Annotated in this window: 24 protein-coding genes; 11 read left to right on the forward strand and 13 right to left on the reverse strand. The window is 70.5% G+C overall.

Translation table 11 applies throughout. The features are described 5' to 3' along the window. Nucleotides 1-114: 114 nt before the first annotated feature. From GEMRO_RS0110750 to GEMRO_RS0110765, 4 genes are read left to right on the forward strand one after another with little or no spacing between them, the layout of a single operon-like run. A complete protein-coding gene (locus tag GEMRO_RS0110750) occupies nucleotides 115-969 on the forward strand; it encodes a hypothetical protein (RefSeq protein ID WP_027133980.1) in 855 nt (284 codons plus the stop codon). Nucleotides 970-1,005: 36 nt separating this feature from the next. After that, nucleotides 1,006-2,067 carry a D-TA family PLP-dependent enzyme gene (locus GEMRO_RS0110755; protein ID WP_027133981.1) on the forward strand — a complete coding sequence of 354 codons (1,062 nt, stop codon included), beginning with the start codon at nucleotides 1,006-1,008 and terminating at the stop codon, nucleotides 2,065-2,067. A 49-nt stretch (nucleotides 2,068-2,116) separates the two neighbouring features. Further along, nucleotides 2,117-3,691, forward strand: coding sequence for a CYTH and CHAD domain-containing protein (locus GEMRO_RS0110760; protein WP_027133982.1), 1,575 nt, complete (start codon nucleotides 2,117-2,119; stop codon nucleotides 3,689-3,691). Further along, nucleotides 3,688-4,314: a ParA family protein gene (locus tag GEMRO_RS0110765; RefSeq protein ID WP_035485136.1), complete on the forward strand. Its 627-nt coding sequence runs from the start codon at nucleotides 3,688-3,690 to the stop codon at nucleotides 4,312-4,314. The genes GEMRO_RS0110760 and GEMRO_RS0110765 overlap by 4 nt, the downstream gene beginning before the upstream one ends. On the opposite strand, the gene GEMRO_RS0110770 is transcribed toward GEMRO_RS0110765, so the two are convergent. Next, nucleotides 4,311-4,691 carry a helix-turn-helix domain-containing protein gene (locus tag GEMRO_RS0110770; RefSeq protein WP_027133984.1) on the reverse strand — a complete coding sequence of 127 codons (381 nt, stop codon included), beginning with the start codon at nucleotides 4,689-4,691 and terminating at the stop codon, nucleotides 4,311-4,313. The two genes, GEMRO_RS0110765 and GEMRO_RS0110770, sit on opposite strands and share 4 nt — an antisense overlap. 112 nt (nucleotides 4,692-4,803) lie before the next feature. On the opposite strand from GEMRO_RS0110770, the gene GEMRO_RS0110775 reads away from it, so the two are divergent. Genes GEMRO_RS0110775 through GEMRO_RS0110790 form a run of 4 tightly spaced genes read left to right on the forward strand, consistent with a single transcriptional unit; the run spans nucleotide 4,804 to nucleotide 9,678 of the window. After that, a complete protein-coding gene (locus GEMRO_RS0110775) occupies nucleotides 4,804-5,646 on the forward strand; it encodes an outer membrane protein assembly factor BamD (protein WP_051328938.1) in 843 nt (280 codons plus the stop codon). A 16-nt stretch (nucleotides 5,647-5,662) separates the two neighbouring features. Then, on the forward strand, nucleotides 5,663-7,321 hold the full coding sequence (gene recN, locus GEMRO_RS0110780) for a DNA repair protein RecN (protein ID WP_027133986.1): 1,659 nt from the start codon (nucleotides 5,663-5,665) through the stop codon (nucleotides 7,319-7,321). Further along, nucleotides 7,322-9,409: an NAD-dependent DNA ligase LigA gene (gene ligA / locus GEMRO_RS0110785; protein ID WP_027133987.1), complete on the forward strand. Its 2,088-nt coding sequence runs from the start codon at nucleotides 7,322-7,324 to the stop codon at nucleotides 9,407-9,409. Further along, complete coding sequence (locus GEMRO_RS0110790) at nucleotides 9,406-9,678, forward strand: PGPGW domain-containing protein (RefSeq protein ID WP_027133988.1); 273 nt, start codon at nucleotides 9,406-9,408, stop codon at nucleotides 9,676-9,678. The genes ligA and GEMRO_RS0110790 overlap by 4 nt, the downstream gene beginning before the upstream one ends. On the opposite strand, the gene GEMRO_RS0110795 is transcribed toward GEMRO_RS0110790, so the two are convergent. After that, nucleotides 9,675-10,568 carry a LysR substrate-binding domain-containing protein gene (locus tag GEMRO_RS0110795; protein ID WP_027133989.1) on the reverse strand — a complete coding sequence of 298 codons (894 nt, stop codon included), beginning with the start codon at nucleotides 10,566-10,568 and terminating at the stop codon, nucleotides 9,675-9,677. The genes GEMRO_RS0110790 and GEMRO_RS0110795 overlap by 4 nt on opposite strands. 122 nt (nucleotides 10,569-10,690) lie before the next feature. Between GEMRO_RS0110795 and GEMRO_RS0110800 the strand changes: the two genes are divergently transcribed. Beyond that, nucleotides 10,691-11,386: a glutathione S-transferase family protein gene (locus GEMRO_RS0110800; protein ID WP_027133990.1), complete on the forward strand. Its 696-nt coding sequence runs from the start codon at nucleotides 10,691-10,693 to the stop codon at nucleotides 11,384-11,386. Nucleotides 11,387-11,393: 7 nt separating this feature from the next. Here GEMRO_RS0110800 and GEMRO_RS0110805 read toward each other — a convergent pair whose 3' ends face one another. Together GEMRO_RS0110805 and GEMRO_RS0110810 are read right to left on the reverse strand one after the other, a co-directional pair. Beyond that, nucleotides 11,394-13,169, reverse strand: a complete 1,776-nt coding sequence (locus tag GEMRO_RS0110805; RefSeq protein WP_027133991.1) for an aminopeptidase P family protein — start codon at nucleotides 13,167-13,169, stop codon at nucleotides 11,394-11,396. A gap of 76 nt (nucleotides 13,170-13,245) precedes the next feature. Then, nucleotides 13,246-13,560 carry a hypothetical protein gene (locus GEMRO_RS0110810; protein WP_027133992.1) on the reverse strand — a complete coding sequence of 105 codons (315 nt, stop codon included), beginning with the start codon at nucleotides 13,558-13,560 and terminating at the stop codon, nucleotides 13,246-13,248. 128 nt (nucleotides 13,561-13,688) lie between these two features. Here GEMRO_RS0110810 and GEMRO_RS29030 point away from each other — a divergent pair, with 128 nt between their 5' ends. Beyond that, on the forward strand, nucleotides 13,689-14,228 hold the full coding sequence (locus GEMRO_RS29030; protein ID WP_051328939.1) for an Lrp/AsnC family transcriptional regulator: 540 nt from the start codon (nucleotides 13,689-13,691) through the stop codon (nucleotides 14,226-14,228). 10 nt (nucleotides 14,229-14,238) lie between these two features. Here GEMRO_RS29030 and infC read toward each other — a convergent pair whose 3' ends face one another. The 4 genes from infC to GEMRO_RS29040 all read right to left on the reverse strand — a co-directional run bounded on the left by infC (nucleotide 14,239) and on the right by GEMRO_RS29040 (nucleotide 18,934). Then, nucleotides 14,239-14,757: a translation initiation factor IF-3 gene (infC, locus tag GEMRO_RS0110820; RefSeq protein ID WP_027133993.1), complete on the reverse strand. Its 519-nt coding sequence runs from the start codon at nucleotides 14,755-14,757 to the stop codon at nucleotides 14,239-14,241. Between the two features lie 41 nt (nucleotides 14,758-14,798). Further along, nucleotides 14,799-16,763: a threonine--tRNA ligase gene (gene thrS, locus GEMRO_RS0110825; RefSeq protein WP_051329590.1), complete on the reverse strand. Its 1,965-nt coding sequence runs from the start codon at nucleotides 16,761-16,763 to the stop codon at nucleotides 14,799-14,801. 108 nt (nucleotides 16,764-16,871) lie between these two features. Further along, a complete protein-coding gene (locus GEMRO_RS29035) occupies nucleotides 16,872-17,798 on the reverse strand; it encodes a glycosyltransferase family 9 protein (protein ID WP_035485139.1) in 927 nt (308 codons plus the stop codon). After that, the gene (locus tag GEMRO_RS29040; protein WP_035485144.1) at nucleotides 17,798-18,934 is read right to left on the reverse strand and encodes a glycosyltransferase family 4 protein; all 1,137 of its coding nucleotides are present in this window, start codon (nucleotides 18,932-18,934) and stop codon (nucleotides 17,798-17,800) included. The genes GEMRO_RS29035 and GEMRO_RS29040 overlap by 1 nt, the downstream gene beginning before the upstream one ends. Nucleotides 18,935-19,037: 103 nt before the next feature. Here GEMRO_RS29040 and GEMRO_RS0110840 point away from each other — a divergent pair, with 103 nt between their 5' ends. Then, nucleotides 19,038-19,805: an alpha/beta fold hydrolase gene (locus tag GEMRO_RS0110840; protein WP_027133995.1), complete on the forward strand. Its 768-nt coding sequence runs from the start codon at nucleotides 19,038-19,040 to the stop codon at nucleotides 19,803-19,805. On the opposite strand, the gene GEMRO_RS0110845 is transcribed toward GEMRO_RS0110840, so the two are convergent. The 5 genes from GEMRO_RS0110845 to GEMRO_RS0110865 all read right to left on the reverse strand — a co-directional run bounded on the left by GEMRO_RS0110845 (nucleotide 19,778) and on the right by GEMRO_RS0110865 (nucleotide 25,053). Then, on the reverse strand, nucleotides 19,778-20,683 hold the full coding sequence (locus GEMRO_RS0110845; protein WP_051328940.1) for an SDR family oxidoreductase: 906 nt from the start codon (nucleotides 20,681-20,683) through the stop codon (nucleotides 19,778-19,780). The two genes, GEMRO_RS0110840 and GEMRO_RS0110845, sit on opposite strands and share 28 nt — an antisense overlap. Continuing rightward, nucleotides 20,662-21,885, reverse strand: coding sequence for a tRNA epoxyqueuosine(34) reductase QueG (queG, locus tag GEMRO_RS0110850; protein WP_276202823.1), 1,224 nt, complete (start codon nucleotides 21,883-21,885; stop codon nucleotides 20,662-20,664). The genes GEMRO_RS0110845 and queG overlap by 22 nt, the downstream gene beginning before the upstream one ends. Further along, nucleotides 21,783-22,448, reverse strand: a complete 666-nt coding sequence (locus GEMRO_RS0110855; RefSeq protein WP_027133998.1) for a glutathione S-transferase family protein — start codon at nucleotides 22,446-22,448, stop codon at nucleotides 21,783-21,785. The genes queG and GEMRO_RS0110855 overlap by 103 nt, the downstream gene beginning before the upstream one ends. Nucleotides 22,449-22,529: 81 nt before the next feature. Further along, complete coding sequence (glcF, locus tag GEMRO_RS0110860) at nucleotides 22,530-23,840, reverse strand: glycolate oxidase subunit GlcF (RefSeq protein ID WP_027133999.1); 1,311 nt, start codon at nucleotides 23,838-23,840, stop codon at nucleotides 22,530-22,532. A gap of 13 nt (nucleotides 23,841-23,853) precedes the next feature. Beyond that, nucleotides 23,854-25,053 (reverse strand): FAD-binding protein, encoded by a 1,200-nt coding sequence (locus GEMRO_RS0110865; protein WP_027134000.1) that lies wholly within the window; start codon nucleotides 25,051-25,053, stop codon nucleotides 23,854-23,856. Between the last annotated feature and the right edge of the window lie 14 nt (nucleotides 25,054-25,067).

The raw sequence follows: 25,067 nt of genomic DNA on the forward strand, positions 1-25,067 counted from the left end.
GTAGCGGCGCCCGCCGGCCACGATGCAGGCCTCGTGACGACGTGATAGACCGGATCCGGAAAGGCCGCCCGGCCAGGGCGGCCTCCGGATCAGGGAGCCAGTGTCCTGCGGCCATTGTTCGTCGACCGGCACTTCTATGAGCGCGACGCCGAGGGGCGGGGCCGCTACGTGACCCTCACGCGGGGGGCGCAGATCCGCCTGGCCCTGGTCGCCCTGCTGCTGGTCGTCGTCCCGCTGGGCCTGGCCGCCGGCCTGGTCTGGACCTCCTTCCGCCTTCCCGGCCTGCCCGGCACGCAGGCGGCCGCGATCGTTCGTCCCCAGGCGCCGCCGGTCGCCGAGCCGGCGAGGACGCCCCCCACCGACGAGACGGCCGCCCTGCGCGCGGCCCTCGACGAGAGCCGGCAGAAGCGCGCCGAGCTGGTCGCGGAACTGGAAAACCTGAAGCGGCAGCAGCAGGAGGCGCCGAGCGGCCCGACCCAGGCCGATCTCGACCGGCTCCAGGCGCTCCTGGACGAAGCGGTGAACCGTGCCGGGACCGCGGAGGCCCGCGCCGATGCCGCCGACGAGTTCGCCGCCGCCGCGGTGGAGGAGGCCGAGGCCGCGCGCCGCGAGGCTCTGTCCCGCGCGCCAATCGACGAGGCTTCCGTTCCCGACCGCATCCGGGCCCTGGAGCTGGAACTGGAGGCGGCGCGGGCCGAGAATCCTCCGCCGCCCGTCCTTGACATGGAGATGGCGCTCACGCCCGAGGAACAGATGAGCGCGGAGCGCTTCCGGGAGCTGGACGCCACCATCGCCGAGCTGGAGGCCGAGCGCGACATGCTGGAGCAGCGGATCGCCGAGCTCACCGACGAGAGCGACCAGGAGGATCCCCCGTCGCCCTCCGGATCCGACCCGGTTCCCGGCCCCGCCGCCAGCCTGGCGGACCGCGAGGGGTCTGACCCGGACGACGCGCATCCGGCCGTGCCTTGAGCGCCGATAATCCCGTTGATCATTCAGGAAGCCGCCATGCAGATCGCTGATCTGGACACGCCCATCGCCGTCATCGACTTGGACCGGGTCGAGGCCAATCTGAAGCGCTGGCAGGATTTCTGCGACGAGCATGGCTTTGCCAACCGCCCGCACATCAAGACCCACAAGCTCGCCGAGTTCGCCCGGCTGCAGGTGCAGCTTGGGGCCAAGGGCATCTCCTGCCAGAAGCTGGGCGAGGCCGAGGTCATGGCCGATGCCGGGATCGATGACATCCTGATCCCGTTCAACCTGGTGGGCGCGCCCAAGCTTGCCCGGGCGGTGGCGCTGGCCCGGCGGATCCGCTTGATCCTGGTGGCCGACCACGAGGAGGTGTCGGACCCGATCGGCCGCGCCTTCGCGGAAGCCGGCCTGGAGGTCGAGATGCTGGTGGAATGCGACACCGGGGCGAAGCGCAACGGCACCCAGTCGGTCGAGGACACCGTCCGCCTCGCCCGGCATATCGCCGCCACGCCCGGGCTGCGCTTTGCCGGCCTGCTGACCTATCCGCCGCCGGGCGGGCAGCCGAACGTGGTGGCTTTCTTCGGGGAAACGGTCGCCCGGCTGAAGGAGCACGGGATCGAGGCGCCGATCCTCTCCTCCGGGGGCAGCCCCGACATGTGGACCGCCAACGAGCAGGGGCCGGTGACCGAGCACCGGCCGGGCACCTACATCTATGGCGACCGGATGCAGATGCGGGCCGGCTGCATCGGCCTGGACGACTGCGCCCTGACCGTGCTGGCCACCGTGGTGTCCCGTCCCACCGCCGACCGCGCCATCCTGGATACCGGCTCCAAAGCCCTGACCGCCGACCTGCACGGGCTGAACGGCTATGGCCGCATCATGGAATATCCCGATGCGGTGATCGCCAACCTGTCCGAGGAACATGGCCATGTCGATCTGAGCGGCGTGGCCGGGCCGCGCCCGCGCATCGGTGACAAGGTCCGGATCCTGCCCAACCATGCCTGTCCGGTGAGCAATCTCTACGATCAGGTCGCCTTGTGCCGGAACGGTCAGGTCGAGCGGATCGTGGATGTGGACGCCCGCGGTAGATTGGCCTGAAATTTTCTGCGAATAGTGCGTGCCTCCGTAGGCGGGACCAGAGGAACGCATGGGTGTCGAGCGCGAGCTGAAGCTCGAGGGCAAGCCAGACGATCTGCGCAAGCTGCTCCGGGAGCCGGTGATTGCCACCGGCCTCAGGAGCCGTCCCAAGCGCAAGCGGCTCGTCACCACCTATTTCGACACGCCCGACGGCACCCTGCGCGACGAGTTCGGCATGAGCCTGCGGGTGCGCCGGGACGGCCGGCGCTGGCTCCAGACCGTGAAGCGCGAGCGCCGTGCCGACGGGGTCCTGTTCTCCCGCGACGAGTGGGAGATGCCCATCGCGGGCGAGACCCCCGATCCCACCCGGCTGACCGACCCGGCCCTGGCTGAGGTCGTGGCGATCCTGACCAGCCGGGAGGTGGTGCCGATCGTCCGCACCGAGATCCGGCGCGACCAGGTCGATCTCGACTGGGCGGACGAGCATGGCCGGGTCGCCGTGGTCAATCTCTCCCTGGACGACGGAAGGATCGAGGCCGGGGGCAACGGCATCGAGGTCGGCGAGCTGGAACTGGAACTGGTCGAGGGCGATCCGTCCTGCCTGTTCTCCTTGGCGCTGCGCTGCGCCGACATCGTCCCGATCCGGTTCGGCACGCTCGGCAAGTGGGAGCGCGGCTGCCGGCTGCTGGCCGGGGACTCGCCACAGCCGGAGAAGGCGGAGCGGCCCACCATATCGCCCGCCTGCAACATCGAGGAGGTGATGATCGCTTCGTTCGGCGCGGCGCTGCGCCAGTGGCTCGGCAACGAGGCCGCTGTCCAGGACGGCAGCGATCCCGAGGGCATCCACCAGATGCGGGTGGCCCTGCGGCGGCTGCGCTCCCTGCTGACCCTGTTCAAGGGCCTGATCCCGGACGCCCAGCGTTCCTCGCTCTCGGCCGAGCTGCGGATCGTCGTGCAGGGACTGGGGCCGGCGCGCGACCTGGACGTGTTCCAGAGCGAGCTGCTGCCGCCGGTGATCGAGGCCCGCCCGGGCGATCCCTCCTCGCTGGCGCTGCAGGCCGTGGCGGAAGCCGCCCGGAAGGCCGCCTACCAGGATGCCCAGGCGATGATCGCCGACCGCGCCTATGGCCGCACCCTCCTGCGCTTCTCCGCCTGGCTGGACATGCGGGCCTGGCGGATGGGCTCAGATGCGGTCGGTGTCGACCAGCTGGCCATGCCCTCGGTGGAGGCGGCCAGCGCCCTGCTGGACAAGGCCCTGCGCAAGGTGCTGCGGCGCGGCCGGGGCTTTGCCGACCTGTCGCCGCCGGAGCGCCACGAGGTCCGCATCGCCCTGAAGAAGCTGCGCTACGGCGCCGACGCGTTCTCCGGCCTGTTCGACCCCGAGGAAGTGAAGCCCTATGCCCGCCGGCTGTCGCGCCTGCAGGATCACATGGGTCGCTTCAACGACGCCGCCGTCACCGGCACCATCGTCGACCGGCTGATGGACGATGCCTCCCTTCCGTTGGCCAAGCGGCACGAGGCGGCGCGTGGCGGCGGGCTGGTGATCGGCTGGCATGCCCATGCCGCGGTGGCCGACGAGCCCGAACTCCTGGCTGCGTGGCGCGCCTTCAAGCACGCGAAGCCATTCTGGAGGAGCGAGGCGTGATCCGCATCCTGGTCGGCAACGGCAAGGGCGGGGTCGGCAAGTCGACCATCGCCACCAGCCTGGCCGCGGCCCTGGCGAACAGGGGGCGGCGCACCGTCCTGGCCGACGCGGACCGGCAGCGTTCCAGCCTGCGCTGGCTGGCCGCGCGCCCGGAGGGGCAGGCCGCCATCCAGGGGCTGGACTGGTCCAAGAAGCCGGGGCCGCTGCCGGACGGGATCGAGCGCCTGGTGGTGGACGCGCCCGCCAACATGGACGGCAGCGAGATCGAGGATCTCCTGGACGAATCCGACCGGGTCGTGGTGCCGGTCCAGCCCTCCTTGTTCGACCAGGCTGGCACTGAGCGGTTCCTGGCCAAGCTCGGCAAGCAGAAATCGGTGCGCAAGGGCAAGAAGGAGGTCGTGCTGGTTCTCAACCGGCTGCGCAGCCGTGCCCGCGCCACCGGACGGCTGGAAGCCTATGCCGCCGGCCTGCAGCTGCCTGTGGCGGCGCGGATCGTGGACCGCAGCATCTACGAGGAACTGGCCACCACCGGTTTGTCGGTGTTCGACCTTGCAGGCGCTCGGACCGCGGCGGCGCGGGCGGAATGGGCGGAACTCGTCGAACTCCTGGACCAGGACGCCTAGCCCGGCTGGCTGGCGGAATGGCGCTCCACCACCGCCCGCACCAGTCCGCCCAGGGCGACCCGCACCGCCGGGTCGCCGATCTGGGCGAAGGCCTGGTGGGGGTCGGGCGTCTCCGCTCCGCTCGAATGCGGCGGCCCGGCGGTGACCGGGTGGAAGTCGGTGATGCCGCACAGCCAGTGGATGTCGGTGCGCAGCCGCTCGGCCATCAGGACCAGGCGTGCGGCGCTGACCCGGTTGGCGCCACGCTCGAATTTCTGGATCTGCTGGTAGGACACGCCCACGATCCGGCCGACCTGCTCCTGGGTCAGGCCGAGCTCGATCCGCCGTCGCCGCAGCCGCTCCCCGATCTTGCGCTCGATCAGCCTCTCGCGATCCACCTCAGTCCTTCCCGCGGCGCCGGATCGCCGCGTCTGGCTAGGACTGCCGGGCTCGGCTAAGGTCCTGGCGCCACGGCTTGATCATAACCCTAGGTGGAACGGGCTACAAGGAATGCCGCTGATCGATCCCTGCGACCGCGCCCGCGGCACCTCGATTCGGCGCGCTTTGCGTGTCGGTGCGGTTGTGCTGCTTTTTTCGCTTTCCGCGTGTGGCGGTGGTGCTGACGAGGTCGTCCTGGAGCCGGAGAAGCCGGCCGAGCAGCTGTACAGCGAGGCACAGGAACTGCTGCAGAATGGCAGCTGGCAGCAGGCGGCGAACGCGTTCGAGGAGGTCGAGCGGCAGCACCCCTATTCCGAGCTTGCCAAGCGCGCCCAGGTCGAGGCCGCCTATGCCTTCTACGAGGGCGACTTTTACGACGAGTCGATTTCGGCCGCCGAGCGCTTCATTGACCTGCATCCGGGCGACGAGGCGACCCCATACGCCTATTATCTGATCGGGCTGTGCTATTACGAGCAGATCAGCGATGTCGGTCGCGACCAGGCGTCCACCGAGCAGGCGATGCAGGCCTTCGAGGAAATGGTCCGCCGCTACCCGCAGAGCGACTATGCCCGCGACGCCAACCTGAAGCTCGACCTGATCCGCGATCATCTGGCCGGCAAGGAAATGGAGATCGGCCGCTATTACGAGAACAAGCAGCAATATGTCGGCGCCATCAACCGCTTCCGCAGCGTGGTCGAGAACTACCAGACCACCTCGCACGTTCCCGAAGCGCTGTTCCGCCTGACCGAGAGCTATCTGGCGCTGGGCGTGCGCAGGGAAGCGCAGGCGGCCGCCGCGGTGCTTGGCTACAACTACCCGGGCTCTATCTGGTACGAGCGGTCCTACGCTCTGCTGGAGGGCCAGAACCTGCAGCCTGCGGAGGACAGCGGGTCATGGTTGTCGAACCTGTTCTGAACGCCCGGGACCGTTCATGCTGCACAGCCTGAACGTCCGTGACCTTCTGCTCCTGGACCGGCTCGACCTGGAGTTCGGCGAGGGGCTGAGCACGCTCACCGGCGAGACCGGGGCGGGCAAGTCGATCCTGCTGGGCTGCCTGGGCCTGGCCAGCGGGGCGCGCGCCGAGCGCGGCCAGGTGCGCATCGGCAGCAGCCAGGGCTCGGTCACCGCCATCTTCACCCTGCCGCCGGACCATCCGGCCCGGGCGATCCTGGCGGAGCAGGGCATCGCCTGCGCCGAGGAGATCAGCCTGCGCCGGGTCGTGTTCGCGGACGGCCGCTCGCGCGCCTTCATCGAGGACGAGCCGGTCGCGATCGGCACCCTGGAACGGGTCGGCCGCGACCTGGTCGAGGTGCACGGCCAGTTCGAGCAGCGCGGCCTGGCCGACCCCGCCCGCCACCGGGCGCTGCTCGACGCGTTCGGCGGCCACGAGGCCGAGGCCGAGGCGGTCCGCCGCACCTGGCAGGCCTGGCGCGACGTGAAGACCCGCCTGGACGAGCGCCGCCGCGCGCTGGAGCAGGCCGCGGCCGAGGAGGAGCGCCTGCGCGCCCATCTGGCCGAGCTGGAGAAGTTCGGGCCGGTGCCGAGGGAGGAGGAGGAACTGGCGGCCGAGCGCCAGCGCCTGCAGACCCGCGACCGGCAGATCGCCCTGTTCGACGAGGCCGCCAAGGGCCTGGCGGACGCCGCCGAGCGGCTGGCCGGGACCCAGCGCAAGCTGGACCGCTCTGGCATCGACGATCCGAGCCTTGAGCAGATCGTGGAAGGGCTGGAGCGCGCGTCGTCCGAGCTGGCCGATGTGGAGCGCGCCACCGCCGAGCGGCTGCGCGAGCTGGTGCATGCCGAGGGCCGGCTGGACGAGGTCGAGGAACGCCTGTTCGCGCTGCGGGCGCTGGCCCGCAAGCACCGGGTATCCGCCGACGAGCTGGAGGGCCTGCGCGAGGAGTTCATCGCGGAACTGGGCCGGATCGAGACCGGCGCTGCCGACGTCGTGCGGCTGGAAGCCGAGGCGACAATCCTGCACGAGCGGTTCCTGGCCGCGGTCCAGGCTTTGTCCGCCGCCCGCGCCCGCACCGCCGGGGCGATGAGCGAGGCCGTCGCGGCCGAGCTGGCGCCGCTCAAGCTGGAGCGCGCCACCCTGCGCGTCACCCTGACCCCGCTGGAGCCGGAGGCCTATGGGCCGGACGGCGCGGAGCGGGTCGCCTTCGAGGTCCGCACCAATCCCGGCCAGCCGTTCGGGCCGATCGGCAAGATCGCCTCGGGCGGTGAGCTTGCCCGCTTCATGCTGGCGCTGAAGGTGGTGCTGGCGCGTTTGCAGCCGGCCGGCACCCTGGTGTTCGACGAGATCGACGCCGGGACCGGGGGTGCCACCGCGGACGCGATCGGCGAACGCCTGGCGCGCCTGGCCCGCGAGCGCCAGGTCCTGGTGGTGACCCACGCGCCCCAGGTCGCGGCGCGCGCCCAGAGCCATCTCCGGGTGGTCAAGATCCAGGAGGACGACCGGACCCGGGTGGTGGTGGAGCCCCTGGAGGGCGAGGAACGCCGCGACGAGATCGCCCGGATGCTGGCCGGCGCCCAGGTGACCAGCGCCGCGCGGGCCGCGGCCGACAGTCTTATTCAGGATGCGGTATCGTAGATGACGGAACTCGCGGTCGATGCGCTGGACGAGGCCGCCGCGCGCGCGGAGCTGGAACGGCTGGCCCGGGCCATCGCCGAGGCCGACCGGCGCTATTACCAGGACGCGAGGCCCGACCTGACGGATGCGCAGTACGACGAGCTGCGCCGCCGCAACCAGGCGATCGAGCAGCGCTTCCCGGCGCTGGTACGGGCCGACAGCCCGAGCCACCGGGTCGGCGCGCCGCCGGTCACGGCGTTCGGCAAGGTGGTGCACACCGTGCCGATGCTCTCCCTGGACAACGCGATGACGCCCGAGGAGATCGACGAGTTCGTCGCCCGGGTCCGCCGCTTCCTCAAGCGTCCGGAAGGCGCGCTGGACGACTTTGTCTGCGAGCCGAAGATCGACGGCCTGTCCTGCTCGCTGCGCTACGAGGATGGCGTGCTGGTCCGCGCCGCCACCAGGGGCGACGGCACCACCGGCGAGGACGTGACCCGCAACGTGCGCACCATCGACGACGTGCCGGTCCGCCTGCATGGGCAGGCGCCCAAGGTGATCGAGGTGCGCGGCGAGGTCTACATGGAGCGCGCCGCCTTCGCCCGGCTCAACGAGGAGCAGGAGGAAGCCGGCGAATTGCCGTTCGCCAATCCGCGCAACGCCTCGGCTGGCTCGTTGCGCCAGCTGGACAGCCGGATCACGGCCAGGCGTCCCTTGCGCTTCTTCGCCTATGGCTGGGGCGAGGCCGATCCGCCGGTGGCGGGGCGCTACTCGGAGTTCCTGGAGCGGCTGCGCGGCTGGGGCCTGGTGGTCAACCCGCTGACCGCGATCTGCCGGACCGCCGAGGAGATGGTGGCGCACCAGGCGAAGATCGGCGCCGAGCGCCCAAACCTGCCCTACGAGATCGACGGCGTGGTCGACAAGATCGACGAGATCGCCCTGCAGGAGCGGCTGGGCTTCGTCGGCCGGGCGCCGCGCTGGGCGATCGCCCACAAGTTCCCGGCCGAGCAGGCCCGCACCAGGGTGCGCGACATCACCATCCAGGTCGGCCGCACCGGCGCGCTCACTCCGGTGGCCGAGCTGGAGCCGGTGAATGTCGGGGGCGTGACGGTGTCCCGGGCCACCCTGCACAACGAGGACTTCATCAAGGCCAAGGACATCCGGGCCGGCGACCAGGTCCTGATCCAGCGCGCCGGCGACGTGATCCCCCAGGTGGTGGAGGTGACCGATGCCGAACGCACCGGCCGCTCCGACCCCTATGTGTTTCCGCGCCTCTGCCCGATCTGCCAGAGCCATGTCGACCGGCTGGAGGGCGAGGTGGTCTGGCGCTGCACCGGGGGGCTGGTCTGTCCGGCCCAGGTCGCCGGCCGCCTGCAGCTGCTGGTCGGCCGCGACGCCTTCGACATCGAGGGGCTGGGCAAGAAGCAGGTCCCGCAGCTGATCGAGGCCGGCCTGCTCCACCAGCCGGCCGACCTGTTCGTGCTGCCGCGGAACCAGGAAAGCCTGGAGAAGCTCGGCCAGCTGGAAGGCTGGGGCAAGCGCAAGATCGACAATCTGGTGAAGTCGATCGAGGCGCGCCGCACCATCCCCTTGCACCGCTTCATCCTGGGCCTGGGCATCCGCTTCACCGGCGAGGTCAACGCCAAGCTGCTGGCCCGCGCCTATGGCAGCTTCTCCGCCTGGCGGGACGGGATGCTGAAGCTGGCGGCCGGCGATGCGGAGGAACTGGCCCGGCTGGACGATGTCGACCGGGTCGGCAATGCCCTGATCGGGGCGCTCGCCGCCTTCTTCGCCGAGCCGCACAACGTCAAGGCGGTCGACGACCTGGCAGCCCAGCTGACCATCGAGGATGCCGCAGCACCGGCCACCGCCACCACAAGCCCGCTCTCCGGCAAGGTGGTGATCTTCACCGGCACCCTGGAAACGCTCGGCCGGGCCGAGGCAAAGGCGCGCGCCGAGCGCTTCGGCGCCAAGGTGGGATCTTCCGTCTCGAAGAATACCGACTATCTGGTGGTAGGGGCCGATGCCGGCTCCAAGGCCGCCAAGGCGCAGGCCTTGGGCGTGCAGACGATCACCGAGCAGGAATTCCTGGAGCTGACCGACCGCCGATGACCCGTATCACCATGCTCGTCCTAGGCTACGGGTTCCTGTTCCTGGGCGTGCTCGGCCTGTTCCTGCCGATCCTGCAGGGCTTCCTGTTCATCTTCGTCGGCCTGATCGTGCTGTCCAAGCATGCCCCCTGGGCCAATCGCGCCCTGGAGCGCGTCCGGCAGAAATGGCCGACCATGGGCAACCTGATCGACAAGGCCGAATCCCTCGCCGAGGCCTGGATCGGCAAGGCTACCAACGGCGTCCGCCGCCTGCTCAACCGGGTTTCCTAGGCGTCGCCGCCGAGCCGCTCGACCAGGAAACCCATGACGGCCCGCACCGCCGGCAGCTGGCCGCGCCGGTGCGGCACCACGAGCGTGGTCGCAACTGCGCCGGCCGTCCATGCCGGCAGGAGCTGGACCAGCCCGCCACCGTCGAGACGCCGAAGGCAGATCGAGCGGGGCAGGCAGGCGATCCCCAGTCCGGCTGCGGCGGCCTCCAGCAGCAGGATGGATTCGTCCAGCACCAGGCGCGGCCGCGGCGCCACCTCCACCTCGGTCCCATCCGCACTGCGCAGCCGCCAGGCAGTCGCGGCCGGGCCGGTCAGCAGGCCGTCATGCGCCAGGAGATCCTGCGGTGAACCCGGCGCGCCCGCCCGCTCCAGATAGCTCCGTGCCGCCACCAGCAGCACCGGGTCGCTGCCGAGCCGGCGCTGCACCAGCGCCGAATCCGGCAGCGACGCGAAATGGTCGCGGATTGCCAAGTCGAAGCCTTCCTGGACCAGGTCGACGAACCGGTCGGTCGCGTGCACCTGCAGCAGCAGCCGGGGGTGGTTCTGCGCCAGTTCCGGCAGGAGAGCCGCCAGCCGGAACTGCGCGGTCGGCACCGAGGCGGTCAGCCGCACGGTGCCGCTCGGCTCGGCAAGGCGCCGGCGCACCACCGTCTCGGCGGCCTCGGCCTCTATCAGCGCGGCCCGGGCGTGCTCGTGGAATTCATGGCCGGCCTCGGTCAGCACGAAGCTGCGCGAGGTTCGCTGGATCAGCCGGGCGCCCAGCTCCTCCTCCAGTGCGGCGACCCGCTTGCTCAGGGTAGATTTTGGCACGTGCAGGCTGCGCGCCGCCGGTGCGAAGCCGCCATAGGCGACCACCTGGACGAAGCAGCGCAGATCGTTGAGGTTGCGCATCCGGCGTCCACGCCTGTGAACGATGTGTCTCCGCTACGCTGACTACCCGCCCAGCGTCCACGAAGCGAGACTGACGGAGCAGGGCAGCCGCGGGCTGCCCGTCAGCGCAGGCGAACCCGATCATGCAACCCATCCTCTTCTACGGCGTGCCGGAAGGCTGCTCGTTCGGCTCGATCGTGGCCCTGGAATGGCTGGGCATTCCCTACCGGCTGTGCCGCATCGCCATGCCCGAGGTCGTGCAGAGCGAGGCCTACCGGCGCATCAACCCGGTTGGAGAAACCCCGGCGCTGCTGACCGGAAGCGGTGCCGTCCTGACGGAGAGCATGGCGATCCTCAACCATCTGGGCAGCCAGGGCATCGCGCAGGGCTTGGCGTTCGCCCAGGGCAGCTCCGGCTTCGACCGGCTCAACGCCATGCTGGCCTTCCTGAACACCAGCTTCTTCAACGCCTTCAGCCCGCTCTGGCACACGCTGGAGCATCCTGGCGAGGGGAACGCGGCGCTGGTCGCCTATGGCCGCTCCCTGGTGGCGAAGGCCCATGCCGAGCTGGAGGCGATGCTGGACGGCAAGGACTGGCTGCTGGGCGACCGGCCCACGCTCGCGGACGCCTATTTCGCCGGCATCGCCCGCTGGACCGATGTGCACCCGGTGGTCGACCGGCGCACCTATCCCTGCCTCCAGCGCCTGTTCCAGCGGCTGCAGGACGACCCGGCCGTACGCTTTGCCTATGCCGTCGAGCACGAGCAGTCTGCCCGGTCGGCCGGTGGCTTCGTCGGCCATGTCGACCTGACGGACGTGCTGCGCCTGCCGCCGGCCTAAGGTTGCGTCAGAGCGGTGCGCAGGCCCGCTCCAGCCAGTTCTGCGTCGCTGGATCGACCAGCGGGCCGATCTCGGCCAGAACCCGGGTGTGGTAGCGGTCCAGCCACGCCCGCTCCGCTGCGGTGAGCAGGTCCGCCACGACCATGGCCCGGTCGATCGGGACCAGGGTCAGGGTCCCGAACCGCAGGAGCTTGCGCTCGCCGCCCGGGGGCGTCTCGGCCTGCTCCACCACCAGCAGGTTCTCGGTGCGGATCCCGTGGCTGCCGGCGACATACTGGCCGGGCTCGTTGGACAGGATCATGCCCGGCTGCAGCTTGACCAGGCTCTGGCCCTTGGCGATCCGGCAGGGGCCCTCGTGGACGCACAGGTAGCTGCCGACGCCGTGGCCGGTGCCATGGTCAAAGTCGAAGCCGTGCCGCCAGAGCGCCATCCGCGCCAGCGTGTCCAGCTGCGCGCCGCTGGTCCCTTCCGGGAAGACCGCTTCCGACAGCTCGATCATGCCCTTCAGCACCAGGGTAAACTGCACCCGGACGTGCTCTGGCACCTGGCCCAGGCCGATGGTCCGGGTCACGTCGGTGGTGCCGTCCAGGTACTGGCCGCCGCTGTCCACCAGGTAGACGCTGCCGGGATCCAGCTGGCGGTTGGTCTCGGGCGTGGTCCGGTAGTGCGGCTGCGCGGCGTTCGGCCCGTGCGCGCTGATCGTCTCGAAGCTCAGGCCCCGGAACAGTTCGTCCTCGGCCCGGATCGCGCGCAGCCTTGCCGCGGCCGCGACCTCGTCGACGCCGGCCGGCACCGCCTCTTCGGTCAGCCAGCACAGGAAGCGCGCCATCGCCGCGCCGTCGCGACGCTGGGCTGCGAAGGCGCCGGCGACCTCGGTGGCGTTCTTGGTCGCCCGCGCGAGCGGGATCGGGTCCTCGCCCTCGATCACCGTGCCGCCGGCCTGCTCGAACCGGTCGGCGAAGCCCACGGCCGAATAGGCCGGGTCGGCCAGGAGGCGCAAGCCGCGGGCACCCAGCTCGTCCAGCGCCGGCTCGAACGCCTCATAGGCCTCGAGCGCCACCCGGTTGCCGAACGCCACCCCGGCGAACTTGGCCTGGTCGGTGAACAGCCGGACATGGCCATCGCTGCCGAGCAGGGCGAAGCCCAGCGGCAGCGGATTGAACGGCACGTCGGCGCCGCGGACATTGAGGAGCCAGGCGATCGATTCGGGCGCGGTGATCAGGAGCTGGTCGGCGCCAGCCTTGGCCACCGCCGCCCCCATCCGCTCGCTCTTGGCGATGGCATCCTCGCCGGCATGAGCCAGCGGGTGCTCATGGGCAGGCTCCGCCGGGCGTGTCGGCCGGTCGGTCCAGATCGCGTCGATCGGGTTGACCTCCAGCGCCACCAGCGACGCCCCGGCGCCTGCCAGCTTCTTCTCCATGGCGGCCCGCTCGGGCTTGCGCACCAGCCTCGGATCGTAGCCGATCTTCATGCCGCTCCCGACATGCTCCGCCAGCCAGGTGGAGGGGGGCGTGACCGTGCTGTTGGCACGCTCGAACAGGGCGGGGTCCAGTTCGCGCTCGAGCTGCACGGTGTAGCGCCCGTCGCTCAGCACCGCCGCCTTGTCCGGCAGCACCAGCAGCACGCCGGCCGAGCCGGTGAACCCGGTTGCCCATGCCACCCGCTCGGCGTTGGGCGGCAGGTATTCCGAGCCATGCTCGTCGGTGCGCGGCATCCAGAACCCGTCGACGCCGACGCTTGCGAGTTGGGCGCGCAGGGCTGCCAGCCGTTCGGCGATGCTCATCGACATTTCCTGTCCGGGGATCGTAGTGCTGCCAGGATAGCGGCAGGAAGCGCGGCAGGGCCAGCCGGCAGCACGCTCACGAGAAGCGATGGCGCAGCTCGTAATGCGCCGAGCGCGCCTCGAACCGGGCCAGGATCGCCCTGGCCGCGGCCGGGACATAGGCGGCCTCGCCGCCCACGCCGGCGAAACGTTCCAACGCCGCCCGGTCGGCAAACCACATGATCGTCACGAACCCGGTCTCGCCGCCTTCCTCCCGGCGCAACAGGTCGATGTGTTCCAGCCCCTCCGGGCTGCGGCGGCGGATGCCCGGGAAGATCTCGTCTCGCAGCAATTCCTCGTAGCGCTCGGCCTGCTCCGGGCAGGTCCACCCATACCAGATGCGGGCGAACATGATCGTTCCTCCAGTGGCCTGGACCGCTTCATGCCACTGCCGGGCGGGGCATGTCCTTGCGAAGTCGGTCGCCGGCTGCGAGGCCTTTGGCAGATTCCTGCGTCCCCCCCCGTTCCTGGACAACGAACATGCCCAGACTGGACGAGATCGACCGCCGCATCCTTGCGGCCCTGCAGGCCGATGGCCGGATCAGCAACGCGGAACTGGCCGACAAGGTGGGCCTGTCGGCCTCACCCTGCCTGCGCCGGGTGCGCGCCCTGGAGCAGGCGGGGGTGATCGCCGGCTATCGCGCGATCCTGGACCGGGAGGCGGTCGGGCTCGGCCTCACCGTGTTCGTGGCGATCAAGGTGGCGCGCCATTCCAAGGACGCCGCGGCGGCGCTGCAGGAAGCGCTGGGCGGGATCGACGAGGTGGTGGCCTGCCACATGGTGTCGGGCGAGGCCGATTTCCTGGCGGAGATGGTGGTGGCCGACCTCCGGCAGTACGAGCGGATCCTGACCGAGCGCCTGCTGACCCTGCCGATGGTCGGCGACATCCGGTCCAACGTGGTGCTGCGCCGGATCCGCTCGGACGGCCCGCTGCCCCTTGCCGCCAGCCTGGACCCAAGCACGAAAAAGGCCGGCCAGGTCGCCCCGGCCGGCCTCTCGATCTCGCGGACCGATCCCTAGCGGGAACCGGTCACTTCAGCGGCGCCATCACCATGACCATCTGGCGGCCTTCCAGGCGGGGCATCTGCTCCACCTTGCCCAGATCGACCACCTCGTCGCGCACCTTGGTGAGGACATTCATGCCCAGATGCTGGTGCGCCATCTCGCGGCCGCGGAATCGCATGGTCACCTTGACCTTGTCGCCCTCGGTCAGGAACTCGCGCACCTTGCGCATCTTGATGCCGTAGTCGTTGTCATCGATGCCGGGCCGGAGCTTGATCTCCTTGACCTCGATGACCTTCTGCTTCTTGCGGGCCTCGGCTGCCTTCTTCTGCGCCTCGTACTTGAACTTGCCGTAGTCGAGGATCTTGCAGACCGGAGGCCGCGCGGTCGGCGATACTTCCACCAAGTCGAGGCCGGCTTCCTCAGCCCGCGCGAGTGCCTCGCGCAGCGACACGACGCCGATCATCTCCCCGTCCTCGCCCACCAGGCGAACCTCACGGGCTTCGATGTGGTAGTTGATCGCGTACTCTTCCCGAGCGTTGCTCATCCGGTTCTTGCTGCTCCGTAGTTCATGATCATGTCCGCTGCTTACACGCTACCCAATGTATGCGCGATGTCAGGCGGCATCGACTCTCGCTGGCACAACGCCACGGCTTCGTCAAGCTTTAGGCTCTCCTGACCCTGCGATCCCAGCCGCCGCAGGCTCACCGTGCCGCCTTCCGATTCCTTTGCACCGACCGCGACGATCCACGGCACCTTGCGCAGGGAATGCTGGCGGATCTTGTAGCCGATCTTGTCCGCGCCCTTGTCGACCTCGACCTGGATTCCCGCCCGGCGGAAAGCCTGGCCCACCTGGTCGGCATAGGCGTCGGCGTCGTTGGTGATGGTCGCCACCACCACCTGCAAGGGCGCCAGCCACATCGGCAGCTTGCCGGCATGCTCCTCGATCAGGATGCCGAGGAACCGCTCCATCGAGCCCAGGATGGCCCGATGCAGCATGACCGGCCGGTGCTTTTGGCCATCACTGCCAATATAGGAAGCGTCCAGCCGTTCCGGAAGGACGAAGTCCACCTGCAGCGTGCCGCACTGCCAGTCGCGGCCGATCGCGTCGCGCAGAACGAACTCGAGCTTGGGCCCGTAGAAGGCGCCTTCGCCCGGGTTCAGCGTGCATTCCAGCCCGGCGGCGTTGACCGCGTCCCACAAGGCCTTCTCCGCCTGGTCCCAGACCTCGTCCGAGCCTGCGCGCACCGGCGGCCGGTCGCTGAACTTCACCTTGACGTCGGTAAAGCCGAAATCGGCATAGACCGAGCGCAGCAGTTCCAGGAAGGTCTGCGTCTCCGCGTTGATCTGGGTCGGCTCGCAGAAGATGTGCGCGTCGTCCTGGGTGAAGGCGCGCACCCGCATGATGCCGTGCAAGGCGCCCGAAGGCTCGTTGCGGTGGCAGGCGCCGAACTCGGCCATGCGCAGCGGCAGGTCGCGGTAGCTGTGCTGCTGCTGGCGGAAGATCTGCACGTGGCCCGGGCAGTTCATCGGCTTGAGCGCCAGGATCCGGTCCTCGTTCTCGATCGTGAACATGTTCTGGCCGAACTTGTCCCAGTGCCCGGACGCCTCCCACAGCACCCGGTCGATCAGCTGCGGCGTGCGCACCTCGCGATAATCGGCCGCTTCCAGCCGGCGGCGCATGTAGTTCTCCACCGTCCGCCAGAGCTGCCAGCCGAGCGGGTGCCAGAACACCGAGCCGACTGCCTCCTCCTGGACGTGGAACAGGTCCATTTCCCGGCCGAGCCGGCGATGGTCGCGCTTCTCCGCTTCCTCCAGCTGGTGGAGATGGGCGGCCAGCTCTTCCTTGGTCGGGAACGCGACGCCGTAGATCCGCTGCAGCTGCGGGTTGCGCGCGTCGCCCCGCCAGTAGGCGCCGGCGACCTTGGTGAGCTTGAACGCGCCGATCCGGCCGGTGGATGGCCCATGCGGGCCGCGGCACAGGTCGAACCAGTCGCCCTGGTGGTAGAGGGTGACCGGCTGGTCCTCGGGGATGGCGTCCAGCAGCTCCAGCTTGAACTTCTCGCCCAGCTTCGCGAACCGCTCGTGCGCCTGCTGGCGGGTGACCTCGCCCCGCGAGAAGGGGTGGTCCTTCTTCACGATCTCGGCCATCCGCTTCTCGATCGCGGCCAGGTCGTCCGTGGTGAACGGCTGCTCGCGGTAGAAGTCGTAGTAGAAGCCGTTCTCGATCGACGGGCCGATCGTCACCTGGGTGCCCGGGAACAGGTCCTGGACCGCCTCGGCCATGACATGCGCGGTGTCGTGGCGCAGGAGCGGCCCGGCCTCCGGGTCGGCGGCCGTGATGATCCGGATCCGCGCGTCCTGCTCGATCGGCCGCGACAGGTCGCGCAGCTCGCCGTCCACCTCGATCGCCAGCGCCTTCTTGGCTAGGCTCTTCGCGATCGATCCGGCGACCTCGAAGCCGGTCGGCGGAGTCTCGAAGCTGCGCGTGGCTCCGTCCGGCAGGGTGATCGCCACCCCGCGGTGTTCCGCGTGCCTGTTCGATTCCGCCATCATGCTCATCGTCAAACCTTGTCGTCCGCTCCGGCAACGCATCGCTACCACATCCGGTAGATAGGCGCTGTACCGGGCGAACGGGATGGGTACATGCCCGGTCCGCTGTCAACCCATCCTGGCGCGCGGCAGGGCCGCCGCGACCTCGTCGACGCCAAGGGCGCTGAGCGGCTCGCGCTGCAGCCAGGGCTCGTCCGGCCAGCCGGGTGCGCTGCGCTCAGGCGTCGAGGCGCCGGAGAACAGGGTGAGGACCGGGCAGGGAGCGGCAGCGATCAGGTGCATCGGGCCGGTGTCGTTGCCGACCGCAAAGCAGGCCCGCCGCGCCAGTTCGGCGATCTGCCCGAAGCTGGTGCGCCCGCCCAGGTCCAGCGCTTCCGGGCAGGCGGCCCGGATCTCCTTGAGCGCATCGGCCTCGGCCGCGGTGCCGATCAGCACCGGCCGGATCCCGAGCGCTGTCAGGTAGACCGCCAGCTCGCCGTAGTGGCTGGCGGGCCAGCGCTTGTCCGGCCGGTGCGGGGCGCAGCCCGGCACCAGCAGGGCGAACGGCCCGTCGGGGACCAGGGTGGAGACATCGCCTCGCAGGAAGTCGACCCGGGGCGGGGGCACCTCGGTGATGCCGACCTGGGCCAGCTGGCCCGCCAGCCGCGCCACGGTATGGATCCGCTCGCGGTCCGGCTGCCGGTCGGGATGCGAGCAGCCCTTGGCGATGCCGGACCAGCGCGGCCGGGGGCGCGGCCACAAGGAGAAGTAGAGTTCGGTGCGGCGGGAGGTCTGCAGGTCGTAGACCATGGCGAACCGGCCGGCCGCCAGCCGCCGGACCATCCGGAACAGGCGGATCGGGGTCCAGACCGTCGGCCGGTCGTCGATCACCATCTCGGCGAACCAGCCGGCCGGCTCCAGGAACTTGGCATAGGGCGCGGTGGTGAGCAGGGTGAACCGGTGGCCGGGATGGGCGGCCACGATCGCCTGCATGGCGCCGGTGGCCAGCACCACGTCACCCAGCGCCCCGTGCTTGATGACCAGCACCTCGGCCATCAGGGCCGCCCCTTCAGCAGTTCCTCGTACACGGCCAGGGTCTGCCGGCACATCCGGTCGGCGGTGAAGTTGTCCATCACCCAGTGGCGCGCCCGCTCCTTCAGCCGCTGGCCGGCCTCCGCCGGCATGGACAGGGCGAGGTCCAGCGCCCAGGCCAGTTCCTTGGGGTCCTCGGCCGGCACCAGCCAGCCGGTCGAGGCCGGCAGCAGCGTCTCGCCGAGCCCGCCCATGTCGGTGACGATCACCGGCTTGCCCATCGCCTGCGCCTCCACCGAGACCCGGCCGAACGCCTCCGGGCCGACCGAGGGGGCCAGCACCACGTCGGAGAGCGCGATGGCCGCCGCCATGTCGTCGCATGCGCCGACGAAGCGGATCTTCTCGCCCAGGCCCTTGGCCTTGATCCGCTCGCGCAGCTCGACGGTGTAGCCGCCGCCCGCGGTGTCGGGGCCCACGAACAGGACCACGAAGTCGTCGCGCTCCATCAGGGCGACCGCCTCGGTCACCAGCATGTGCCCCTTGATCCGGGTGACCCGCCCGGGAAGGATCGCGACCTTCTTGCCGGCAGGCACGCCGAACCGCTCGGACAGGGTGCGGACCCGCCGCGCATCCACCCGGGCCGGGTCGAATTCCTCGACGTCGACGCCGCGGTAGATGGTCCGCAGCACCTGCGGCCCGACCCGGTAGACCTCCCGGACATGCTGGGCGACATAGTCGGAGATCGCGATCACCCGGTCGCCCTCGGCCATCACCGCGTTGTAGCGCCGCTTCAGCCGGTGCTGGTGGCCGCCATAGACGGCGTGGAAGGTGGTGACGAACGGGCGGCCGGTCCGCCTGGCGGCAAGCTTGGCGCTCCAGGCGGGTGCCCGCGAGCGGGCGTGCACCAGCTCGATCCCGTGGGCCTGGATCGCGTCGGCCAGCCGCGCGGCGTTCTTCCAGATGGTGAGCGGGTTCTTGCTGGCCAGCGGGAAGGTGAGATGGGTGGCGCCGGCTGCCTCCAGCTCATGGACCAGTCCGCCGCCGGCGCTGGCCACGATGGCGCGATGGCCCTCGCGCACCAGGAAGCGGGCGAGATCCACGGTGCCGCGTTCCACACCGCCCTTGTCCAGCGCAGGCAGCACCTGCAGCAACGTCGCCATCTCGATCCGCGTGCTGTGGGAAGGTCCAGGCGACGCTTCGACCGCCCGCCCGCCTGCTGCTAACCTGCCAAGCGGCGACGACGAAGCAGGGTATCTCCGGCCGATGATGATTTCCGACCGACTGACGCGCGACGATGACACTGGGCTGGCCTACCGCCGCACCGAGGGGGAGGGGACCGAGGTCGTGTTCCTGTCCGGCTTCCGCTCCGACATGGAAGGTAGCAAGGCGGTCGCCATGGAGGCGCATGTCGCCGGGCAGGGCCGCCCCTACACCCGGTTCGACTATCGCGGCCACGGCATCTCCGACGGGCGGTTCGAGGATCTGTGCCTGTCCGACTGGCTGGACGACACCCTGCTGGTGCTGGACCGGCTGGTGAAGGGGCGCGCGGTCCTGATCGGCTCCAGCATGGGCGGCTGGCTGATGCTGCTGGCGGCCCGGGCCCGGCCGGACAAGGTCGCGGGCCTGGTCGGCATCGCCGCCGCCCCGGACTTCACCGAGGACCTGATGCGCCCGTCCTTGACCCCGGCGCAGAAGGAGGCGCTGGAGCGGGACGGGGTGTTCCATGAGCCCTCCCCCTATGGCGAGCCGCTGCCGATCACCCGGCGCCTGCTGGAGGACGGCGAGCGCCATCTGGTGATGCGCCAGCCGATCGACTTTGCCGGCCCGGTCCACCTGCTCCAGGGCCAGGAGGACCCGGACGTGCCCTGGATGACCGCGGTCAATCTCGCCGCCAACCTCGCCAGCCCGGCGGTCACCGTGGAACTGGTCAAGGACGGCGACCACCGCCTGTCGCGCCCGGAGGACCTGCGCCGGATCGCGGCCGCCTGCGAGCGGGTGCTGGCTCAGGTGGAGGGGCGGCCGTTCAGCTGAGCCGTCTCCACCGGCAGGAGCGCGCGCAGCCCCTCGCGGTAGCTCGGGAACGCCAGCCTGACACCGAGTTCCGCCTTGATCCGGTCGTTCCGCACCCGCCGGTTGTCGGCATAGAAGCTGCGCGCCATCGGCGAGAGGGTCGCGGTCGCGTAGTCGAGCGCCGGCGGCGGCTCGACCCCCAGCAGTTCGGCGGCGAAGGCGACCACGTCCTGGGGAGGGGCCGGCTCGTCGTCGCAGACATTGTAGACGGCGCCCGGCCTAGGCCTTGCGATCGAAGCTTCCAGCACGGTCGCGATGTCCTCGACATGGATGCGCGAGAACACCTGGCCCGGCTTCACGATCCGCCGTGCATGGCCGTCCAGCACGTCGCGGACCTGGTTGCGCCCGGGGCCGTAGATCCCGGCCAGGCGGAACAGGTGCGCCGGCAGGCCGCTCGCCAGCCAGGTCCGCTCCGCCGCCAGCCGCCGCTGCGCCCGGTCGGCGCCGGGCGTGAGCACGGCATCCTCGTCGACCCACTCACCTTGCCGGTCGCCATAGACCGCGGTGGTGCCGAGCCAGCCCAGCCATTCCAGCCCGCCCAGCGCCCGCAGGTCCTCCAGGTGCCGGTCCGCCACCGGGTCGCCCTCCAGGTCGGGGATGATCGAATGGAGGACATGAGTGGTGCCCGCCAGCGCCCGCTGCGGGTCGTCCAGGGGATGGTCGCGCCCGAACAGATGCATGTCGAAGCCATGCCGGCGGAGTGATTCAGCCTTGGCCGGGTCGCGGGTGGTGCCGGCGATCTGCCAGCCCTGGCCAGCTAAGCGGTCGGCCAGCACCCGCGCGGTGAAGCCCAGCCCGAAGCAGAACAGCCGCTTGCTCAATCCATCGCCTCCATCCATTCGGCCCGCACCTCCGGGTCGGCCTCGGCCTCCAGCCGCCGCACGCACTCCACCCGGATCGCGTCCTCGCCCGCCAGCCGCCTCAGCGCCCAGACCGCGGCACCCCGCACCACCGGCGCCGGATCGTCCAGCCGCTCCGCCACCACGTCCAGGAGCGCCGGGACGCCGCTGTTGCCAAGGGCGATCAAGACGTTGCGCACGAACCGGTCGCGGCCGATCCGCTTGATCGGCGAGCCCGAGAACATCGCCCGGAACGCGGCATCGTCCAGCCGGGCAAGCTCGGCCAGCCGGGGCGCCCGCAGGTCGTCGCGCGCCCGCAGCTTCATCTCCGCCCCCGCCTTGGCGAACCGGTTCCAGGGACAGGCGGCCAGGCAGTCGTCGCAGCCATAGATCCGGTTGCCCATGGCCGCGCGCAGGTCGCGCCGGATCGGCCCGGCATGCTCAATGGTCAGGTAGCTGATGCAGCGCCTGGCATCGAGCCGGTAGGGCGCGTCGAACGCCCGGGTCGGGCAGGCGTCCAGGCAGCGGTGGCAGCTGCCGCAATGGTCCCGCTCCGGCGCATCGACCGGCAGGTCCAGCGTGGTGAAGATCTCGCCCAGGAACAGCCAGGAGCCGAACTCCCGGCTGACCAGGTTGGTGTGCTTGCCCTGCCAGCCCAGGCCGGCCTGCTGGGCCAGGGGCTTCTCCAGCACGGGCGCCGTGTCGACGAACACCTTCACCTCGACACCGAAACGGTGCGCCAGCCACTGGCCGGTCCGCTTCAGCGCGCCCTTGAACACGTCATGGTAGTCGCGATGGCGGGCATAGACCGAAATCGTGCCGACCTCGCCCTGGCCGAGCGTCGCCCGCGGGTCGCTGTCCGGCCCGTAGTTCAGCCCGCACACCAGCACGCTGCGCGCCTCAGGCCAGATCGCCTTCGGGCTGCGCCGCCGGTCCGCCTTCTCGGCAAGCCAGGCCATGCTGCCGTGGCGGCCTTGCGCGATGGCGGCGTCGAAGCGCTCGGCATGCAGCTCCGGCAGCTCGGCGGCGGTCACCCGCAGCACCGAGATCCCCTCCATTCTTGCCCGCGCCAGGATCTCGGCGCGGGCCCGCTCCGGGCTCAGAAGTCGAGATCGTCGTAGTGCAGCGGCGGCTTCATCGCCGGCAGCCGGTCGGCCAGGATCGGCCGGAAGCTCGGCCGCGACTTCATCTTGCCGTACCATTCCTTCGCCAGCGGGAAGTTCTGCCAGGGCACGTCGCCCAGATAGTCCAGGACCGACAGATGGGCGGCCGCCGCCATGTCCGCCAGGGTGAGGTCGTCGCCGGCCAGCCAGCGCCGCTCGGCGAACAGGCTGCTCAGGTAGGCCAGGTGCGCCTTCAGGTTGGCCGAGCCGGCCCGCATGTTGTCCGAGTTCGGCGTGCCGATCCGTTTCAGCCGCTTGATCAGCTTCTCCCGCCAGAGCAGGTCGGTGACCTCGCGGGCGAACTTGTCGTCGAACCAGGCGACCAGCCGACGGGTCTCGTTGCGCCGCTCCAGCGTGTTGCCCAGGAAGTTCTGCTCGGGCCGCGATTCGCCCAGGAAGTCGGCGATCGCCCCGCTGTCGCACACCGTCAGGTCGTCATCCTGCAAAACCGGCACTTCCAGGGCCGGGTTCAGCTCGAACAGGGCGTCGACCTGCTTCCACGGCTCGACCTCGACCTCCTCGAAGCGGAGATTCTTCTCGCGCAGGAGCACCCGGATCTTGCGGGAATAGGGGCAGAGCGGAAAGTGATGAAGTCGAAGCATTCGCCGGGCCGATGGATGCGAGGCGTCCGGGGGTCAAGGCCTCACCGACAGCTATGGACTAGCCTCTAGGGTCCTCCGCCATCAAGCCGCTTCGCGCCCGGCGTGCAGCTTGGAGGGCATCGGCCCGCCGCTTGCCCAGTCCAGCAGTTCCACCGTATGCACCACCGGAACTGCCGTGCCGCTGCCGATCTGGGTCATGCAGCCGATGTTGCCGGTGGCGATGATCTCCGGCGCCAGCTTCTCGATGTTGGCGACCTTGCGCTCCTTCAGCCGATCCGCGATCTCCGGCTGGAGGATGTTGTAGGTGCCGGCCGAGCCGCAGCACAGATGGCTCTCGCCCGGCTCCACCACCACGAAGCCGGCCCGGCGCAGGAGCTTTTGCGGCAGGGTCTTGATCTTCTGCCCGTGCTGCATCGAGCAGGCGGAATGGTAGGCGACGCGCTGACCGGTCGGGGCGGCGGGTTCGGGCAGGCCCAGCCGGTCGACCAGCTCGGTCACGTCCAGCGCCATCGCCGCGATCGCTTCAGCCCGCGCCGCGATGTCCGGGTCGTGGTCGTTCTGGAACAGATGGGCATAGTCCTTGACCGTGGTGCCGCAGCCCGAGGCGTTGATCACCACCGCGTCCAGCCCGTTCTTCTCCATCTCCCGGCTCCAGGCCATGATCGTCCGCCTGGCGGTCGCCTTGGCCTCGTCCTCCTTGCCCATGTGCAGGGTGAGCGCGCCGCAGCACACCGCATCCCTGACCAGCACGACCTCGCAGCCCAGCCGGGTCAGCAGGCGGATGGTCGCCTCGTTGATCGCCGGGTCCAGCACCCGCTGGGCGCAACCCTGCAGGAGCGCCACCCGCAGCCGCTTCTCGCCCTGCGCCTTGACCACGCCCGGGCGGTCCATGGCCGAGGGGCCGGGCAGGTCGGCCGGCGCCATCTTCAGCATGGTGCGCAGGCGCTTCGGCATCGCCTTCGCGAACGGCCGGCCCAGCGCCGCCCCCATCAGGGCCAGCCGGAACAGGCCTGGCCGCGGCAGCACCTTGGCCAGCATCCAGCGCTGCCAGCGGTCGCCGGCCGGCCGCTCGTAGGTCTTCTCGACCCGCACCCGGGCATGGTCGATCAGGTGCATGTAGTCGACGCCGGACGGGCAGGTCGTGGTGCAGGACAGGCAGGACAGGCAGCGGTCGACATGGCGGGCGACCCGCTCGTCGGCCGGGCGGTCGTTCTCCAGCATGTCCTTGATCAGGTAGATCCGGCCGCGCGGCGAATCGAGCTCGTCGCCAAGCAGCACGTAGGTCGGGCAGGTCGCCGTGCAGAACCCGCAATGCACGCAGGTGCGGAGGATCTTCTCCGCTTCCTTGGTCTTGGGATCGGCGAGCTGCGCCAGGGTGAAGCTGGTCTGCACGTTCAGGCTTCCTTCAGGCGGCGAGCGTCATGCGGCCAGGCTCCAGGATCCCTTCCGGGTCGAACGACTGCTTGACCCTCCGGGCAAGGGCGGCGAGCGGCGGCTGCTGCGGCTGGAACACCGCCACCTCGCGGCGGTCGGCATCCGGGGCGCGCATCAGGGTGGCGTGGCCGCCAAGGTCGGTGAGCGCCCGCACCAGCCCGGCCTGGGCCTCGTCCAGCGCCGCCCAGACCTGCCCGCCGACCTGGTCCAGGAACAGGTCTGCGCCAAGCGCCATCAGGGCGCGCGCGGCGTCCGGGCCGGCGGTGGGCGCCAGGGACAGCCGCCAGAGCACCGGGCGGTCCGGCAGCACGGCCAGGTCGCGGATCGCCCGCCACAGCGCCAGGCTCTCCTCCTCGATCACCCGATGCGGCGCGCTGTCGCCCACCACCTGGCGGATCAGCCCGGCCATCCGGTCCTCGACCGAGGGGGCCACCCCTTCCAGCCGGAGCAGGGCCACCGCACCGCCCGCACTGGCCAGCGCGTCGATCCCGGTCCGCCGGGCGGCAGCCGGCGGCAGCAACGTTGCGCCGGAGATCTCGTAGGCGGTGCCCGAGGCGGCCCGCAGGCGCGCCGCCAGGTCGTGCAGATCCTCGCCGAAGATCGCCAGGGTGGCGGTCCGCTCGGATGCTGGCAGCACCTTGAAGGTCAGGTGGCCCATCACCGCGAGCGTGCCGAACGAGCCGGCCAGGAGCTTGCACAGGTCATAGCCGGTGACGTTCTTGACCACCCGCCCGCCGGTCTTGATCGCCTCGCCCCGGCCGGTGACGCATTGCACCCCTAAGAGATGGTCGCGGGGCGCTCCGGCCTTGAACCGCCTGGGGCCGGCTAGGTTGGTGGCGAACACGCCGCCCATGGTGGAGCGGCCGGGCTCGCCGCCATACCAGGCGGACGCGTCCGGCGGCTCGAAGCTCAGCTGCTGCGAGCGCTCGGCCAGGGTCGCCTCGATCTCGCTCAACGGCGTGCCGGCGCCGCAGGACAGGACCAGCTCCTCCGGCTCGTACAGGGTGATCCCCGTCATCGCCCGGGTGGAGAGGCCGACCGGCTGGGCCACGGCCTGGCCGAGCCCGGCCTTGCTGCCCTGGCCCAGGACCGAGAGCGGCGTGCGCGCCGCCAGCGCCGAGGCGACCATGTCCTCCACCTCGGCCAGGCTGTGCGGCACCAGCAATTCCATCACGCGGATCCTGA

The sequence above is a fragment of the Geminicoccus roseus DSM 18922 genome, assembly GCF_000427665.1.
GTDB classification, from domain to species: Bacteria; Pseudomonadota; Alphaproteobacteria; order Geminicoccales; family Geminicoccaceae; genus Geminicoccus; species Geminicoccus roseus.

Excerpts from the sequence above, each read along its gene's own strand:
- GEMRO_RS0110810 (WP_027133992.1), bottom strand. The coding sequence starts at position 13,560 with ATGTTCGCCCGCATCTGGTATGGGTGGACCTGCCCGGAGCAGGCCGAG.
- GEMRO_RS0110775 (WP_051328938.1), top strand. The coding sequence starts at position 4,804 with ATGCCGCTGATCGATCCCTGCGACCGCGCCCGCGGCACCTCGATTCGG.
- GEMRO_RS0110790 (WP_027133988.1), top strand. The coding sequence starts at position 9,406 with ATGACCCGTATCACCATGCTCGTCCTAGGCTACGGGTTCCTGTTCCTG.
- infC (WP_027133993.1), bottom strand. The coding sequence starts at position 14,757 with ATGAGCAACGCTCGGGAAGAGTACGCGATCAACTACCACATCGAAGCC.
- GEMRO_RS0110805 (WP_027133991.1), bottom strand. The coding sequence starts at position 13,169 with ATGAGCATCGCCGAACGGCTGGCAGCCCTGCGCGCCCAACTCGCAAGC.
- GEMRO_RS0110865 (WP_027134000.1), bottom strand. The coding sequence starts at position 25,053 with ATGGAATTGCTGGTGCCGCACAGCCTGGCCGAGGTGGAGGACATGGTC.
- GEMRO_RS0110755 (WP_027133981.1), top strand. The coding sequence starts at position 1,006 with ATGCAGATCGCTGATCTGGACACGCCCATCGCCGTCATCGACTTGGAC.
- GEMRO_RS0110855 (WP_027133998.1), bottom strand. The coding sequence starts at position 22,448 with ATGCTTCGACTTCATCACTTTCCGCTCTGCCCCTATTCCCGCAAGATC.
- GEMRO_RS0110795 (WP_027133989.1), bottom strand. The coding sequence starts at position 10,568 with ATGCGCAACCTCAACGATCTGCGCTGCTTCGTCCAGGTGGTCGCCTAT.
- recN (WP_027133986.1), top strand. The coding sequence starts at position 5,663 with ATGCTGCACAGCCTGAACGTCCGTGACCTTCTGCTCCTGGACCGGCTC.
- thrS (WP_051329590.1), bottom strand. The coding sequence starts at position 16,763 with ATGGCGGAATCGAACAGGCACGCGGAACACCGCGGGGTGGCGATCACC.
- GEMRO_RS29030 (WP_051328939.1), top strand. The coding sequence starts at position 13,689 with ATGCCCAGACTGGACGAGATCGACCGCCGCATCCTTGCGGCCCTGCAG.
- GEMRO_RS0110840 (WP_027133995.1), top strand. The coding sequence starts at position 19,038 with ATGATGATTTCCGACCGACTGACGCGCGACGATGACACTGGGCTGGCC.
- GEMRO_RS0110845 (WP_051328940.1), bottom strand. The coding sequence starts at position 20,683 with ATGGATGGAGGCGATGGATTGAGCAAGCGGCTGTTCTGCTTCGGGCTG.
- ligA (WP_027133987.1), top strand. The coding sequence starts at position 7,322 with ATGACGGAACTCGCGGTCGATGCGCTGGACGAGGCCGCCGCGCGCGCG.
- GEMRO_RS0110800 (WP_027133990.1), top strand. The coding sequence starts at position 10,691 with ATGCAACCCATCCTCTTCTACGGCGTGCCGGAAGGCTGCTCGTTCGGC.
- GEMRO_RS29040 (WP_035485144.1), bottom strand. The coding sequence starts at position 18,934 with ATGGCGACGTTGCTGCAGGTGCTGCCTGCGCTGGACAAGGGCGGTGTG.
- GEMRO_RS0110760 (WP_027133982.1), top strand. The coding sequence starts at position 2,117 with ATGGGTGTCGAGCGCGAGCTGAAGCTCGAGGGCAAGCCAGACGATCTG.
- GEMRO_RS29035 (WP_035485139.1), bottom strand. The coding sequence starts at position 17,798 with ATGGCCGAGGTGCTGGTCATCAAGCACGGGGCGCTGGGTGACGTGGTG.
- queG (WP_276202823.1), bottom strand. The coding sequence starts at position 21,885 with ATGGTACGGCAAGATGAAGTCGCGGCCGAGCTTCCGGCCGATCCTGGC.